We start from the raw sequence: 14309 nt of genomic DNA on the forward strand, positions 1-14309 counted from the left end.
ACGCCGCGCCATTGCGCACGGCTCAGCACGCCGTTGAATCCGGGCGGCGGCTTGTCCGGCGCGTGCGCCGTGTCGGCAAAGAACGTTGCATTCGCCCAGGTGCCGCTGATACGCACGTAGGCCGGCCCGAGCGCTGCGGCGAGTCTCCGCAAGCGCGGGTTCGCGAGATCGATCGGCGGCCGGTCGCTGTAGCGCTCGGCAGCGATGCTCGCGCTCATCCCGGGCGAATAGGGCTTCCAGAACCGCCCGCCCGTGACCTCCACCATCTCCACATTGTAGGACTGGAAGCGGGGATCGACCGTGCCGATCGCCGGCAGGCGCGACGGCAGGATCGCCGGCTCTCCGGCGCAGGCCGCGCGCGTCATCGCGGCGACAAGCAGCGCCATCGACACCACGCGGATCGCGCGAGCAAGTGCGACGGGTTCCATTTGTCGATCCTACATCCGGCAAGCGCCCCCGTATGAGCGACAAATCAACCTCGTGCCGCCATATTTCGGGACGAGTGGTCTTTCCGTCAGGGGAGACGATCCGATGAAGAAAGCGCTGATAGCCGTCATCGCGATGCTGGCATTTTGGCCGGCCGGTGCAGGCGCGCAGGAACGGGCTGGCGATGCCGCGCTGGGCGCCGTGTCGGGCGCGATCGTGCTGGGGCCGGTCGGCGCGGTCGCCGGCGCCTTTGTCGGTTATGCGGCCGGACCGTCGATCGCGCGATCATGGGGATTGCGCGGCTCCCGTGCCGCCAGGCGCGAGCGCGTGCATGAGGCCGCGCGTTCCGCCCCTGCCAGCGCACCGATGGACGCCAATGGCCGCGTCGCGCAAATTTCTGCGCCCACGCGACCGGCGCCGGCGCCATCTCCGGCGCGGTCGGCTGCAGCGCCCCCCGTCCAGGGATTCGAGTAGCGCCCCTTACGCCGCCGATTTGGGCCGCAGGCGATCGACGGTGCGCGTGATCAGTGCGGCGACCTCAGGCACTTTCGGCCCGATGCGGAATTCGGGGCCGGCGACGACGACCGAGAGGCGGCGGTCGCCGATCGGCAGCGGGATCGCCGCGCCCGCGAGATCGCGGCTGTAGTCGCCAAAGCTCTGGCAATAGCCGCGCGCGGTCGAATTGCGCAACTCGGTCTCGACCGCCTCGATGCTGATCGGCGTCGACGGCCCGTATTGCCTGAACTCGATCTTGCGATAGAGCGCGTCGCGCTCCTCCCTGGAATATTGCAGCAGCAGCGCGCGCCCGCTCGCTGCTGCATGGATCGGCACGCGATGGCCGATGGTGGCGAAATAGCGGATCGGCGCCTGCGACTCCACGACGTCGATGAAGACGGCCCAGAGGCCCGAGGGCGCTGTGATCGACGCGGTCTCGCCGGTCTCCGCCGACAATTCCGCGATCAGCGCGTGCGTCCATGGCGGCAACGGCTCGACTTCCGACACCATCCGCGCCATGGCGAGCCAGCGCGGCGTCGGATAGAAACCGCCGCGCGGCCTCGGTTCGTAGAGATAGCCTTTCTCCGACAGCGTCGCGAGCAGGTTGAAGGTCGAGGAGCGCGGCCAGCCGAAATGATCCGCGATCTCGGCGAGCGTCGCCGGCTTCTTCGTCTGCGCGAAGAACTCCATGATCTCCAGGATGTTTGCGGCTTGTCGAACGATCATTGCGGTCCGGTGCTTCGCGACGCCTCGTCCCGATCTAGGGCAGGCCGAGAATTTTCTTCGCAGCGCGAAGATGCGGCTTGTCGATCATCATGCCATCGAGGCGCAGCGTGCCCGAGTTGGGATTGTCGGCGAAGGCTGCGACGACTTTCTCCGCCCAGCTTCGCTCGGCATTGGTCGGCTCGAACGCGGCATTGACGATGTCGACGTGCTTGGGATGGATCAGAGCCTTGGCGGAAAAGCCGTCGCGGCGTGCGGCGCGCGTCTCCGCTTCCAGGCCCGCGAGATTGTCGATGTCGGTATAGACGGTGTCGATCGCCGCGACCTCGGCGGCCGCCGCCGCGATCAGGCAGAGATCGCGCGCGAGCCGATAGGGACTGTGGAAGACGCCGCCCGATGCCTTCTCGGTGGCGCCGAGCGACGCGGACAGGTCTTCCGCGCCCCACATCAGGCCGGCCAACCGCGGCGAACAGCCCTTGTAGCTGCCGAGCCCGAACACCGACGACGCCGTCTCGGTTGCGACCACGACGATGCGGGTGGACCCGGGCTTCGAGCCGGCTGCGGCCTCGAACGCGTCGAGCCACAGCGCCACCTGCTGGACGTCGTCGCCGCCGTTCGACTTCGGCAGCACGATGCCGTCGGGCCGGCCAGGCATCACGGCGGCGAGGTCGGCGAGCGTCATGCCGGTGTCGAGCGCGTTGACCCGCACATGGAGCTGATGCGGGCCGCGCGCGCCCTGCAGCATGTCGCGCGTCAGCCTGCGTGCCTCGTCCTTCTTGTCGGTGACGACGGAATCCTCGAGGTCGAGGATCAGCGCGTCGGCCTTGGCCTGGCTGGCCTTTTCGAATTTGCGCGGGGAATCGCCCGGCACGAACAGCATGGAGCGCATCAGGCGGGCCTCTTGTGCATCATCGCCATGCGGCGGCATCGGCCGACGACCTCGTCGTTCTGGTTGTAGGCGTGGTGCTCGAACTCGACGATCCCCGCCTTCGGCCGCGATTTCGATTCGCGAACCGAGAGCACCTTCGTCGTCGCGCGCAGCGTGTCGCCGTGGAATACCGGCTTAGGGAAGGTCACGTCGGTCATGCCGAGATTGGCGACCGTGGTGCCGAGCGTCGTGTCGTACACGGTCATGCCGATCATGATGCCGAGCGTGTAGAGGCTGTTGAAGATGCGCTGGCCGAATTCGGTCTGCGCCGAAAAATGCGCATCGATGTGCAGCGGCTGCGGATTGAGCGTCAGCAGGCTGAACAGCGTGTTGTCCATCTCGGTGACGGTTCGCGTCAGCGGATGCCTGAACTCCTGACCCACGCTGAAATCCTCGAAATAAAGTCCAGCCATCCTGTCTCTCCCCGAGCGCGCTGCACATTGTTCACATATGTGAACAAGATGTCTGAAAATTCCGCGACATGAGCATTCGAAACGACTCTTTCCGCGCGTAGTACGCTGCATCATTCATGATCTTGACAGACAAATTCACATATATGTACTTTCTTCTCAAGCAAGAAATGCATGCAGGGCGAGCCGGCTCCGCAGCCGGCCCGCGACCGCCGCGGCATTGCGTTGCGTCAGGGAGGAGCGAATGAAGAGGAATTGGGTCTGGACCGCTGCGGTGCTCGCGTTGTCGCTGCCGGTGGCAAATGTCGGCGCGCAGGCGCTGGAGCTGAAGGTCGCCGACTCCTTCCCCGCCGGGCACTACCTCGTCCGCCTGATGCTGAAGCCGTGGATGGACGACGTCACCAGGCGGACCAACGGCGCGGTGACCTTCACCTATTATCCGAACCAGCAGATCGGCAAGGCTGCCGACATGCTGCGGCTGACGCAGTCCGGCGTGGTCGACATCGGCTACATCGGGCCGTCCTATGTCTCCGACAAGATGCCGCTGTCGGAAGTCGCGCAATTGCCGGGCGCGTTCGAGACGAGCTGCCAGGGCACGCTCGCCTACTGGAAGAGCGCGCGCGGCGGCATTCTGGCGAAGCAGGAATATGCGCCCAACAAGATCAAGCTGCTGTTCGAGGTCGTGCTGCCGCCCTACCAGGTCTGGACCGCCAAGCAGAAGGTCGAAACGATCAAGGACATGCAGGGATTGAAGCTGCGCACCACCGGCGGCGCGCAGGACCTGACCTTGCGCGCGCTCGGTTCCGTGCCGGTGCGCATGGCGGCGCCCGACGCCTATGAGTCGCTGTCGCGCGGCACGATGGACGGGCTGTTGTTCCCGATGGAGAGCGTCGTGGCCTATGGCCTGGACAAGCTCGTCAAGCACGCCACCGAAGGCGTCAGCTTCGGCAGCTTCATCGTGGCGTACTCGATCAACCAGTCGGTCTGGGACAAGCTGCCCGACGACGTCAAGAAGGCGATGGACGAGGCGTCCGAGGCGATCGTGCCGAAGTCTTGTGCCGACGTCGACAAGGAGCAGGACGGAACCAAACAGCATCTGAAGGATGAGGGCGTCAGCTTCAATTCCCTTTCCGACGCGACGCGCGCGGAGATGAAGGACAAGCTCAAGGGCGTCGGCCAGGAATGGGCAGCCGGGCTCGACAGCCGCGGCAAGCAGGCGTCCGCCGCGCTCAAGGAGTTCGAAGGCCTGCTCGCAGCCGGCGGCGCGAAATAGACGCGAGCGAAACAGGGAGGCGCCGGACGTGATCAAGCGGGCAGGGAATGCGCTCGGCGCGCTGGAGCGCGCGCTCACGGTGATCGCGGTCGTCTTTCTCTTCGTGATCATGGTGCTGGTGGTGGCCGACGTGTTCATGCGTTACGTCATGAACCGCCCGTTCTCCTTCACCTATGATCTGATCGGACTCTATCTCCTGGCTGGCGTGTTCTTCCTGACGCTGTCGGACGGCTTGCGCGAGCACGCCCATGTCGGCGTCGACATTCTGCTCTCGCACTTTTCGGAGGCCGGCCGGCGGCTGTCGGAGATTATCACCGCGCTGGTCGGCCTGTTCGTCTTCGTCCTGATCTGCAAGGTCGGCTTCGAGCGCGCGCTGGAGAATTACGAGCAGCACGACGTGCTCTCCGGCGCGATCCCCTGGCCGACCTGGATCTCGGCAGCGCTGGTGCCGTTCGGCTGCAGCGTGCTGGTGTTGCGACTCGCGTTGCAACTCGTCGGCAATGTGCTGAGCCTGGTCAGCGGCCGCGATCTCTATCCGCTGCCGCCCGTGACCGGGATCGGCGAAGCCCGGACCTTCGAGTAGCGGGCGGCATCCATGACACCTCTCATCGTGCTCGGCCTCCTGTTCTGCCTGCTCGCGCTCGGCACGCCGGTCGGCTTTGCCATGGCGTTTGCCGGCTCGGTCGGCCTCATGATGGTCGGCGGCACCGGGACGCTGCTCGGCATTCTGCAGACCGCGCCCCTCTCGACCGTCTCGTCCTACGAGCTGATCACCATCCCGATGTTTCTCTTGATGGCGGACCTCGTGCTGCTGTCGGGCGTCGCCGACGATCTCTTCAAGACGGCGTCGGCCTGGGTCGGACGCATTCCCGGCGGGCTCGGCATGGCGACGGCGCTGGCCGGCGCCGGCTTCGGTGCGATCTGCGGCACCTCGACGGCCTCCGCCGCGACGCTGTCCTCGACCAGCCTGCCGGCGATGATCCGCCAGGGCTATGAGCCGAAGATGGCGGCGGGCGTGGTCGCGATCTCGGGCACGCTGTCGATGCTGTTGCCGACCAGCGTCGCGCTCGTGATCTTCGGTCTGCTCGCGGAAGTGAACATCGGCAAGCTCCTGATCTCCGGCATCATCCCGGCGATCCTGGTGACGATCACCATCATGGCCACGATCTATTTCCTGGTCTGGCAGGACCCGTCGCGCGCGCCCGGCGCAAAGTCCGTGCCGTGGCGCGAAAAGTTCTCGCTGCTATGGCAGGTCTCACCGATGGTCGTGCTGTTCTCCATCGTCACCGGCACCATCTATCTCGGCGTCGCGACACCGACGGAGGCCTCGGCCTTCGGCGCGTTCGGCGCCTTCCTGCTCGCGATCGTCAAAGGCAAGATCACGCCGTCATCGCTCTACAGGACGCTGCTGCGCGCCTGCCATGGCACCTGCATGATCATCATGATCCTGGTGGGCGCCTCGATCTTCGGCTACTTCTTCACGCTGACCCACGTCACGCAGGACCTCGTCGCCTGGATCGGCTCGCTGCCGACCTCGCGCTGGGTGATCATCACCCTGATCCTGTGCGGCTACATCGTGCTCGGCTCCTTCATGGACCAGATCGCGATCCTGGTCCTGACCGTTCCGATCGTGCTGCCGCTGATCAAGACGCTCGGCTTCGACCCGATCTGGTTCGGCGTCATCAAGATCGTCACCGCCGAGGTCGGCATGATCACCCCGCCGGTCGGGTTGAACTGCTTCATCGTCGCTCGCTACGCCAAGCGTCCGGTGGCCGAGGTGTTCCACGGCACGTTTCCGCATTTCATCGCGCACCTGATCGCGATCGCGATCCTGGTCGCGTTTCCGGGTATCATCCTCTGGCTGCCCTCGCAGATGGGACGCTAGGCGACCCGAGTTCAAGGAGATCGAGCATGGATTTCGCGCTCACCGACCAGCAGGAGGCCATCCGCGAGTCCGTCGCAAAAATCTGCGACGGCTTTGACGACGCCTATTGGCTGAACAAGGACCGCGACGGCGGCTTCCCCCATGATTTCCACAAGGCGCTGGCCGATGCCGGCTGGCTGGGGATCTGCGTGCCGGAGGCCTATGGTGGCTCCGGCCTCGGCATCACCGAGGCCGCGATCATGATGCGTACGATTGCGGAATCGGGCGCGGGCATGTCCGGCGCTTCCGCCGTGCACATCAACGTGTTCGGGCTCAATCCTGTCGTGGTGTTCGGCACCGAGGAGCAGCGCAAGCGCATGCTGCCGCCGATGGTCGAGGGGCGCGAAAAGGCCTGCTTTGCCGTCACCGAGCCCAACACCGGGCTCAACACCACGCAACTGAAGACGCGCGCGGTCGCGAAGAACGACCGCTACGTCGTCAACGGCCAGAAGGTCTGGATCTCGACCGCGCAGGTCGCGCACAAGATCCTGCTGCTCGCGCGCACCACGCCGCTGGAGGAGGTGCGCTCGCCGACCCATGGCCTGAGCCTGTTCTACACCGATTTCGACCGCAAGCGGATCAAGGTCCACGAGATCGAGAAGATGGGCCGCAAGATCGTCGATTCCAACGAGCTGTTCTTCGAGGATTTCGAGATCCCGATGGAGGACCGGATCGGCGAGGAAGGTCGCGGATTCGAGTACATCCTCGAAGGCATGAACCCGGAGCGCATCCTGATCGCGGCGGAGGCGGTGGGCCTGGGCAAGCTCGCGCTGTCGCGCGCGACTGAATACGCCAAGACCCGAATCGTCTTCAATCGCCCGATCGGCAAGAACCAGGGCATCCAGCATCCGCTCGCGGTGAACTGGGTCGAACTCGAGGCCGCCTGGCTGATGGTGATGTCGGCCGCCTGGCAATACGACAAGGGCATGCCGTGCGGGGCCGCCGCCAACGCCGCAAAATATCTCGCGGGCGAAGCCGGCTTCCAGGCCTGCGAGCAGGCGGTGATGACCCATGGCGGCTTCGGCTATGCCAAGGAATTCCATGTCGAACGGTACTTGCGCGAGATCCTGATCCCGCGCATCGCCCCGGTCAGCCCGCAACTCGCGTTGAGCTTCATCGCGGAAAAGGTGCTCGGGCTGGCGAAATCCTACTGATCGTGCCGCGCCGTGCCCGGGAAGGCGACAGCGATCGACTTCACCGGCATCATCCGGGAAGGCGATCTCGTGGTCTGCGGGCAGGCGACCGCGGAGCCGCGCACCCTCACTGAAGCGCTGGTCGCGCAGGCGGATCGGTTGCCGCCGTTTCGCATGCTGGTCGGCCCGGTATTCTCGGATACCTTTCCCGCCGGCTGCGCGCCGAACATCTCGTTCGCGAGCTACGGCGTGATCGGCAATGCGCGGCGGCTGGCGCGCGCCGGGCGGCTCGACGTGATCCCGAGCAACTACAGCGCCTTCTGCGTCGATTTCGCCTCGGGGCGGCACCGCGCCGATGTCGTCCTGGTGCAACTCGCGCAGGCTCCTGACGGACGGCTGAGTGCGAGCCTCTCCAACGACTATGTGATCGACGCCACGCGGCGCGCACGCCTCGTCGTCGCCGAGATCAATCCGGACGCACCCTGGACCTATGGCACCGAGTGGCCCGACGACGTGCCGCTGCATGTTCGCGTCGCCGCCCGCCGGCCGCCGGTCGAGTTGCCGTCGCCGCCGCTCGACGACGTTTCGCGCCGGATCGCCGCGCACGCGGCGGGGCTGATCGCCGACGGCAGCACGCTGCAATTCGGCGTCGGCCGGATCCCGGACGCGATCCTGTCCTCGCTCTCGCACGCCCGCGACCTCGGCATTCACTCCGGCCTGATCAATGACGCCGTGGTCGACCTGATCGAGTGCGGAGCCGTGACGAATGCCTGCAAGGGCATCGATTCCGGGATCGCCGTCACCAACCAGGTGATCGGCACGCAGCGCCTCTATCGTTTCGTCGACCGGAACGAGGCGGTGAGCGTCCGGCCCGCGTCGTATACGCACAGCCAGTCCGTGCTCGCGCGGATCGAACGGCTGGTTGCGATCAACTCCGCGCTGCAGGTCGGCCTCGACGGCAGCGTCAATTCCGAGACGCTGGACGGCGTGGCGGTCGGCGCGATTGGCGGGCAGCTCGACTTCGTGCGTGGCGCCAACACCTCGCCGGGAGGCAGAGCGATCATCGCGTTGCCGGCGACGACTTCCGGCGGGACCAGTCGCATCGTGCCCGACGTCGAGACGGTGACGACGCCGCGCGCCGACGTCGACGCCATCGTCACCGAATGGGGTGTAGCGGAGCTGCGCGGCTGCGGCCTTGCCGAGCGCGCGCGCCGCATGATCGCGATCGCGGCGCCCGAGCATCGCGACGGGCTGGTGGCACGGTGCCGGCAGATGATGCGGGACGCCTGACCGCGCGCGTCATTCCGCCGCGATCTGCCCGAGGCGACGCCTGGCCTGGCCCATCCAGCGCGCGAGCCGGGCGATCAGCGGATTGCCCTGATTCTTGACGTCGAGCTCGAAGGTCTCGGCCGGGTACACCAGCGCGCAGCGCGACGGAGCGCTCGCGATCCTGGCGAACTCCACCGCCGAACTCCTGAAGAGAAAGAGTCCGCCGATGTGGCCTGCGGCTTCGCGTGCGACCCAGAGGCCGGCCCTGTTCCGCCCGATGAAGAATGCCGGAATGGACGCGCTGACGACGTCGGGATCGAGCGGCTGAAACGGAGTCCTGGGCTGGTACACGGCCGTCGCGCGCTCGTCAGCCCGAGGACCAGCCGGGCGATGTGCGGTATTGAAGGTGATCGCGGCCATTGCGGCCTCCTCGCGATCGCGATGCATATATTCTGTCGCAACGTGCGCAGATTGCGTCACGATTCGAACCTCGACTTGTTTAACCGAAACTGTCGCATCCGACGGGCTCATAGAGCGGGTGCGGCGCCGGACGGACGGAGGGGACGCTTGGCCGGCTGGCCTCGGCCATGAGGAGCTGCGCTTCCGTGAACGCGCAGAGCAGGGCAAGCGCGAGGTCCGCGTGTCGCGCCTCGACCGCGCTGTCCAGCCAGTCCGGCAGCTCGCGCTCGCGCGACAGGGCGCAGTGCCACTCGCCCTCGTCATAGGCGATGCGGCGGACCTGCCACAGCGGCAGTTCGAGTTCGAGCAGCGCGAGCGCCGCATCGGCCCAGGCCTCCGCGTCGACCAGCCGTGTCAGTCGTGCCGCCTTTTTGCTCTGGCCCAGCGAGGGAAAGCGCCGGCAGGCGTTGTCGATGACGTCAAGCATCAGGGGCCGCGTGACTGCATGCGCATTGCGCAGCACTTCGCCAGGCGGAGCCGGATCGTAGTGGTGGCGGAGAACGGACATGGTCATATCTCGCTTTGGGCGGCGGCACGAGGCCACCGGCGCCACCAAGATGGCCGGCGGAGCATTTGAAAACGAGATGAGGCGATGGCTGGAGATATAGGGATTTCATAAGTGTGGACGGGGGGCGAAGCGCTCGCCAAGCACACCGGTGTCGTCCCTGCGAAGGCAGGGACCCATAACCACAGGATTTTGTTGTCGGAATGAAGACCGCGGCCCGGACCTTCGCAGCGACTGCTCCCCGGGATGATGGGTCCCGGGTCGCGCTCCGCTTGCCCGGGACGACAGCTTCTTTTGCCTTGCCGACTTGACAACGCCAGGATCGCATCCGCGGCCCTTATGAGATTCCTATAACTTCGCCGGGGTCGCCATCTCGAAAACCTATGCCGGCAATGGCACCTCAGCCGGCGAGATTTCCGGCCGGGCCATGCGCAAACGGATCGGGTTCGCCGCAAGCGATCGGCCCGGCAACAGAGGAAGGTTGCGTGAGGGAATGAGCGCAACAAGGAGAACTCCCATGATGGACGTTCTGATGCTGGCGCTGGCCTTCGGCCTGTTCGCGCTCGCGATCGGCTACACCTACGCCTGCGAAAGGCTGTGAGGGAGGCGAGTATGATGTTCGACTATACACTCGCCGGAATCGTCTCGCTCGGCCTGCTGTTCTACCTGACCTACGCATTGCTGCGGCCCGAGCGCTTCTAGCTCACTCCCAAGATTGCTGGCGGCCGCCGCCTGTCGTCGCCCTCCTGCCGGCTCTGCGTCTCGCGGCGATGCGCCCGTGAGGGTTCATCAAGGATTGATGTCAAGGACCCAAATCATGACCGTGATCGGCTGGCTCCAGATCGTTGTCTTCTTCGCGATCGTCGTCGCGCTGGTCAAGCCGCTTGGCGGCTACATGACCCGGGTGTTCAACGGCGAGCGCACTTTCCTGTCGCCCGTGCTGCGCCCCGTGGAGGCCGGGATGTACCGGATCTCGGGCGTCGACGAGACGCGCGAGCAGCATTGGCTGACCTACACGGTCGCCATGCTGCTCTTTCACGTCGGCGGCGTCCTGATCATTTATGGGCTGATGCGGCTGCAGGCGTTCCTGCCGCTCAATCCGGCCGGCCAGTCCGCGGTCGCCGAGGATCTCTCCTTCAACACCGCGATCTCCTTCATCACCAACACGAACTGGCAGAACTACGGCGGCGAAAGCACGCTGTCCTACCTGACCCAGATGGTCGGCCTGACGCACCAGAACTTCCTGTCGGCGGCAACCGGCATCGCTCTGGCGGTGGCGCTGATCCGCGGCTTCTCCCGGGCCTCGGTGGGCACGATCGGCAACTTCTGGGTCGACGTCGTCAGGTGCACCCTCTACGTCCTGCTGCCGATCTGTATCGTCTACGCGCTGTTTCTCGTCTCTCAGGGCATGCCGCAGACCCTCGGCGACTATGTCGAGGCCACCACGCTGGAAGGCGCCAGGCAGACCATCGCGGTCGGCCCGGTCGCCTCGCAGGTCGCGATCAAGATGCTCGGCACCAACGGCGGCGGCTTCTTCAACACCAACGCCGCGCATCCCTTCGAGAACCCGACCGCATTGTCGAATTTCGTGCAGATGCTCTCGATCTTCGTGCTCGGTGCGGCACTCACCAACGTGTTCGGGCGCATGGTCGGCAACCAGCGCCAGGGCTGGGCGATCCTCGCGGTGATGGGCGTGCTGTTCTTCGCCGGGGTTGCCGTCTGCTACTGGGCGGAAGCCAGCGGCACCTCCACCCTGCAGGCGCTCGGGCTCTCCGGCGGCAACATGGAAGGCAAGGAAGTCCGCTTCGGCATCGTCGCCTCCTCACTCTTTGCCGTGGTCACCACTGCGGCCTCCTGCGGTGCCGTCGACGCGATGCATGATAGTTTCACCGCACTCGGCGGCATGATCCCGCTCATCAACATGCAGCTCGGCGAGATCATCGTCGGCGGCGTCGGCGCCGGGCTCTACGGCATGCTGCTGTTCGTCATCCTCGCCATCTTCGTCGCGGGCCTGATGGTCGGCCGCACGCCGGAATATGTCGGCAAGAAGATCGAGACGCGCGAGGTCAAGATGGCGATGCTCGCGATCCTGGTGCTGCCGCTGATGTATCTCGGCTGGACCGCCGTCGCAGTGGTCTATCCGCCGGCCGTGGCGTCGATGGCCAATGCCGGGCCCCATGGCTTCACCGAGGTGCTCTACGCCTATACGTCGTCGACCGGGAACAACGGCTCGGCATTCGGCGGCCTGACCGGCAACACCTTCTTCTACAACCTGACGCTCGCCTCGGCGATGTTCGTCGGCCGCTTCTTCATGATCATCCCGGCGATGGCGATCGCCGGATCGCTTGCGGCCAAGAAGTCCGTGGCGGCCTCGGTCGGCACCTTCCCGACCACCGGCGGGCTGTTCGTCGGCCTCGTGGTCGGCGTCATCCTGATCATCGGCGGCCTGACCTTCTTCCCGGCGCTCGCGCTCGGCCCCATCGTCGAGCATCTCGCGATGAACGCCGGAAATGTCTTCTGATCGAGCTCTTTCGGAGTCACGTCCATGGAACCCGTCCATAAGCCCAACAAGCGCATGCCTGTTACGGCGATGCTGGATCCGAAGATCGTGATGCCTGCGATCGGCTCGGCCTTCGCCAAGCTCGATCCGCGGGCCATGATCAAGAACCCCGTGATGTTCGTGGTCGAGATCGTGGCCGCGCTCACCACCGTGATTTTCCTGCGCGACATCGCCAGCGGCGGCGAGGACCTCGGCTTCACTTTCCAGATCATCCTCTGGCTGTGGTTCACGGTGCTGTTCGCCAATTTCGCCGAGGCGGTGGCCGAGGGCCGCGGCAAGGCGCAAGCCGAGACGCTGCGCAAGACCCGTACCGAAAGCCAGGCCAAGCTGCTGACCGGCGCCGGCCGCGCCTTCAGGCTCGTCCCGGGCACGAGCCTCGAGGTCGGCGACATCGTGCTGGTCGAGGCCGGCGACACCATTCCCTCCGATGGCGAGGTGATCGAGGGCGTCGCTTCCGTCAACGAAGCCGCCATCACCGGTGAGTCCGCGCCCGTCATCCGCGAGTCCGGCGGCGACCGCTCGGCGGTGACCGGCGGCACGCAGGTGCAGTCGGACTGGATCCGCGTCCGCATCACCGCGGCGCAGGGCTCGACCTTCATCGACCGCATGATCAGGCTGGTCGAGGGTGCCGAACGGCAGAAGACGCCGAATGAGATCGCGCTCAACATCCTGCTCGCCGGCCTCACCATCATCTTCGTGTTCGCGACCGTCACCATTCCGAGCTACGCGGCCTATGCCGGTGGCTCGATCTCGGTCATCATGCTGGTGGCGCTGTTCGTGACGCTGATCCCGACCACGATCGGCGCGCTGCTTTCGGCGATCGGCATCGCCGGCATGGACCGCCTCGTGCGCTTCAACGTGCTGGCAATGTCGGGGCGTGCCGTGGAGGCCGCGGGCGACGTCGACACCCTCCTGCTCGACAAGACCGGCACCATCACGCTCGGCAACCGCCAGGCGACAGCGTTCCGCTCGGTGCGCGGCGCTACCGAGCAGGAACTCGCGGACGCGGCCCAGCTCGCCTCGCTCGCGGACGAGACGCCCGAGGGCCGCTCCATCGTCGTGCTGGCGAAGGAGAAGTACGGCATCCGCGGCCGCGACATGGCCGAGTTCGGCGCCACCTTCGTCCCCTTCACGGCGCAGACCCGCATGAGCGGCGTCGACGCAGGCGGCTCGTCGGTGCGCAAGGGCGCGGTCGACGCCATCCTCAACTACGTCGGCGGCGGCACCGCACAGGCGATCTCGTCGGGCAACGCGGTCCGCGCCATCCAGCCCACGCTGGCTTCGGACGCGGCCCGGGAAATCCAGTCGATCGCTGACGAGATCGCCACGGCCGGCGGCACGCCGCTGGCCGTGGCAAGAGACGGCCGACTGCTCGGAATCATCCAGCTCAAGGACATCGTCAAGGGCGGCATCCGCGAGCGTTTTGCGGAACTCCGCCGCATGGGCATCCGCACCATCATGATCACCGGCGACAACCCGATGACGGCGGCGGCGATCGCCGCGGAAGCCGGCGTCGACGATTTCCTGGCGCAGGCGACGCCCGAGGACAAGTTGAGGCTGATCCGGGACGAGCAGGCCAAGGGCAAGCTGGTGGCGATGTGCGGCGACGGCACCAACGACGCGCCGGCGCTCGCGCAGGCCGACGTCGGTGTCGCCATGAACACCGGCACGCAAGCTGCGCGCGAGGCCGGCAACATGGTCGACCTCGACTCCAACCCGACCAAGCTGATCGAGGTGGTCGAGATCGGCAAGCAGCTCCTGATGACGCGCGGTGCGCTGACCACGTTCTCCATCGCCAACGACGTCGCGAAATATTTTGCGATCATCCCGGCGATGTTCCTGACGTTCTACCCGCAGCTCAACGTGCTCAACGTCATGAACCTGTCGAGCCCGCAGAGCGCCATCCTGTCGGCGATCATCTTCAACGCGCTGATCATCATCGCGCTGATTCCGCTGGCGCTGAAGGGCGTCGCTTATCGGGCGGTCGGCGCCGGAGCGCTTCTGCGCCGCAACCTGATGGTCTACGGCGTCGGCGGCATCGTCATTCCCTTCATCGGCATCAAGGCGATCGACCTCGTGGTCACCGCTTTGCATTTGGCTTGAGATCGTCATTGCGAGCGAAGCGAAGCAATCCAGAAATGCTTCCGTGGCTGAGAGCCTGGATTGCTTCGTCGCGGAGCCTGTCATCGGGCCGCGCTTCGCGC

At 66.0% G+C, this 14309-nt stretch carries 14 protein-coding genes and 1 pseudogene; 9 read left to right on the forward strand and 6 right to left on the reverse strand.

Translation table 11 applies throughout. From position 1 onward, the window contains the following. Positions 1 to 428 (reverse strand): annotated as a pseudogene (locus KGM94_RS04280) (hypothetical protein); the annotation flags it as partial. 103 nt (positions 429 to 531) lie between these two features. On the opposite strand from KGM94_RS04280, the gene KGM94_RS04285 reads away from it, so the two are divergent. Further along, on the forward strand, positions 532 to 900 hold the full coding sequence (locus KGM94_RS04285) for a hypothetical protein (protein ID WP_300255298.1): 369 nt from the start codon (positions 532 to 534) through the stop codon (positions 898 to 900). A 6-nt stretch (positions 901 to 906) separates the two neighbouring features. Here the strand turns inward: KGM94_RS04285 and KGM94_RS04290 are convergent, their stop codons facing one another. The 3 genes from KGM94_RS04290 to KGM94_RS04300 are packed head-to-tail and all read right to left on the reverse strand — an operon-like array spanning position 907 to position 2985. Beyond that, entirely contained in the window at positions 907 to 1647 is a 741-nt protein-coding gene (locus KGM94_RS04290) for an IclR family transcriptional regulator (protein ID WP_300255299.1), read from the reverse strand. 34 nt (positions 1648 to 1681) lie between these two features. Further along, positions 1682 to 2533: a CoA ester lyase gene (locus KGM94_RS04295; protein WP_300255300.1), complete on the reverse strand. Its 852-nt coding sequence runs from the start codon at positions 2531 to 2533 to the stop codon at positions 1682 to 1684. Next, complete coding sequence (locus KGM94_RS04300; protein WP_300255301.1) at positions 2533 to 2985, reverse strand: MaoC family dehydratase; 453 nt, start codon at positions 2983 to 2985, stop codon at positions 2533 to 2535. Before KGM94_RS04300 ends, KGM94_RS04295 begins: the two co-directional genes overlap by 1 nt. A 241-nt stretch (positions 2986 to 3226) precedes the next feature. On the opposite strand from KGM94_RS04300, the gene dctP reads away from it, so the two are divergent. From dctP to KGM94_RS04325, 5 genes are read left to right on the forward strand one after another with little or no spacing between them, the layout of a single operon-like run. Further along, a complete protein-coding gene (gene dctP, locus KGM94_RS04305; protein WP_300255302.1) occupies positions 3227 to 4255 on the forward strand; it encodes a TRAP transporter substrate-binding protein DctP in 1029 nt (342 codons plus the stop codon). Positions 4256 to 4283: 28 nt separating this feature from the next. After that, positions 4284 to 4838, forward strand: coding sequence for a TRAP transporter small permease (locus KGM94_RS04310; RefSeq protein WP_300255303.1), 555 nt, complete (start codon positions 4284 to 4286; stop codon positions 4836 to 4838). Between the two features lie 12 nt (positions 4839 to 4850). Beyond that, positions 4851 to 6140: a TRAP transporter large permease gene (locus KGM94_RS04315; protein ID WP_300255305.1), complete on the forward strand. Its 1290-nt coding sequence runs from the start codon at positions 4851 to 4853 to the stop codon at positions 6138 to 6140. A 26-nt stretch (positions 6141 to 6166) separates the two neighbouring features. Continuing rightward, on the forward strand, positions 6167 to 7333 hold the full coding sequence (locus tag KGM94_RS04320) for an acyl-CoA dehydrogenase family protein (protein ID WP_300255306.1): 1167 nt from the start codon (positions 6167 to 6169) through the stop codon (positions 7331 to 7333). A gap of 12 nt (positions 7334 to 7345) precedes the next feature. Continuing rightward, positions 7346 to 8602, forward strand: coding sequence for an acetyl-CoA hydrolase/transferase C-terminal domain-containing protein (locus KGM94_RS04325; protein ID WP_300255308.1), 1257 nt, complete (start codon positions 7346 to 7348; stop codon positions 8600 to 8602). A gap of 9 nt (positions 8603 to 8611) precedes the next feature. Here KGM94_RS04325 and KGM94_RS04330 read toward each other — a convergent pair whose 3' ends face one another. Continuing rightward, on the reverse strand, positions 8612 to 9001 hold the full coding sequence (locus tag KGM94_RS04330; protein WP_300255310.1) for a hypothetical protein: 390 nt from the start codon (positions 8999 to 9001) through the stop codon (positions 8612 to 8614). 79 nt (positions 9002 to 9080) lie between these two features. Beyond that, a complete protein-coding gene (locus KGM94_RS04335) occupies positions 9081 to 9548 on the reverse strand; it encodes a hypothetical protein (RefSeq protein ID WP_300255311.1) in 468 nt (155 codons plus the stop codon). Between the two features lie 609 nt (positions 9549 to 10157). Here KGM94_RS04335 and KGM94_RS04340 point away from each other — a divergent pair. The 3 genes from KGM94_RS04340 (at position 10158) to kdpB (ending at position 14208) form a co-directional block, all read left to right on the forward strand. Further along, a complete protein-coding gene (locus KGM94_RS04340) occupies positions 10158 to 10247 on the forward strand; it encodes a K(+)-transporting ATPase subunit F (protein ID WP_300255312.1) in 90 nt (29 codons plus the stop codon). A 115-nt stretch (positions 10248 to 10362) separates the two neighbouring features. Continuing rightward, positions 10363 to 12066 (forward strand): potassium-transporting ATPase subunit KdpA, encoded by a 1704-nt coding sequence (gene kdpA, locus KGM94_RS04345; protein ID WP_300255313.1) that lies wholly within the window; start codon positions 10363 to 10365, stop codon positions 12064 to 12066. A gap of 24 nt (positions 12067 to 12090) precedes the next feature. Next, positions 12091 to 14208 carry a potassium-transporting ATPase subunit KdpB gene (gene kdpB, locus KGM94_RS04350; protein WP_300255315.1) on the forward strand — a complete coding sequence of 706 codons (2118 nt, stop codon included), beginning with the start codon at positions 12091 to 12093 and terminating at the stop codon, positions 14206 to 14208. Positions 14209 to 14309: the final 101 nt, after the last annotated feature.

Source organism: Bradyrhizobium sp. (genome assembly GCF_028868675.1).
Lineage (GTDB): Bacteria > Pseudomonadota > Alphaproteobacteria > Rhizobiales > Xanthobacteraceae > Bradyrhizobium.

What these genes read in the sequence shown, in the direction of transcription:
- KGM94_RS04285 (WP_300255298.1), top strand. Translation starts at nt 532, where the DNA reads ATGAAGAAAGCGCTGATAGCCGTCATCGCGATGCTGGCATTTTGGCCG.
- KGM94_RS04290 (WP_300255299.1), bottom strand. Translation starts at nt 1,647, where the DNA reads ATGATCGTTCGACAAGCCGCAAACATCCTGGAGATCATGGAGTTCTTC.
- KGM94_RS04295 (WP_300255300.1), bottom strand. Translation starts at nt 2,533, where the DNA reads ATGCGCTCCATGCTGTTCGTGCCGGGCGATTCCCCGCGCAAATTCGAA.
- KGM94_RS04300 (WP_300255301.1), bottom strand. Translation starts at nt 2,985, where the DNA reads ATGGCTGGACTTTATTTCGAGGATTTCAGCGTGGGTCAGGAGTTCAGG.
- dctP (WP_300255302.1), top strand. Translation starts at nt 3,227, where the DNA reads ATGAAGAGGAATTGGGTCTGGACCGCTGCGGTGCTCGCGTTGTCGCTG.
- KGM94_RS04315 (WP_300255305.1), top strand. Translation starts at nt 4,851, where the DNA reads ATGACACCTCTCATCGTGCTCGGCCTCCTGTTCTGCCTGCTCGCGCTC.
- KGM94_RS04320 (WP_300255306.1), top strand. Translation starts at nt 6,167, where the DNA reads ATGGATTTCGCGCTCACCGACCAGCAGGAGGCCATCCGCGAGTCCGTC.
- KGM94_RS04330 (WP_300255310.1), bottom strand. Translation starts at nt 9,001, where the DNA reads ATGGCCGCGATCACCTTCAATACCGCACATCGCCCGGCTGGTCCTCGG.
- KGM94_RS04335 (WP_300255311.1), bottom strand. Translation starts at nt 9,548, where the DNA reads ATGTCCGTTCTCCGCCACCACTACGATCCGGCTCCGCCTGGCGAAGTG.
- KGM94_RS04340 (WP_300255312.1), top strand. Translation starts at nt 10,158, where the DNA reads ATGATGTTCGACTATACACTCGCCGGAATCGTCTCGCTCGGCCTGCTG.
- kdpA (WP_300255313.1), top strand. Translation starts at nt 10,363, where the DNA reads ATGACCGTGATCGGCTGGCTCCAGATCGTTGTCTTCTTCGCGATCGTC.
- kdpB (WP_300255315.1), top strand. Translation starts at nt 12,091, where the DNA reads ATGGAACCCGTCCATAAGCCCAACAAGCGCATGCCTGTTACGGCGATG.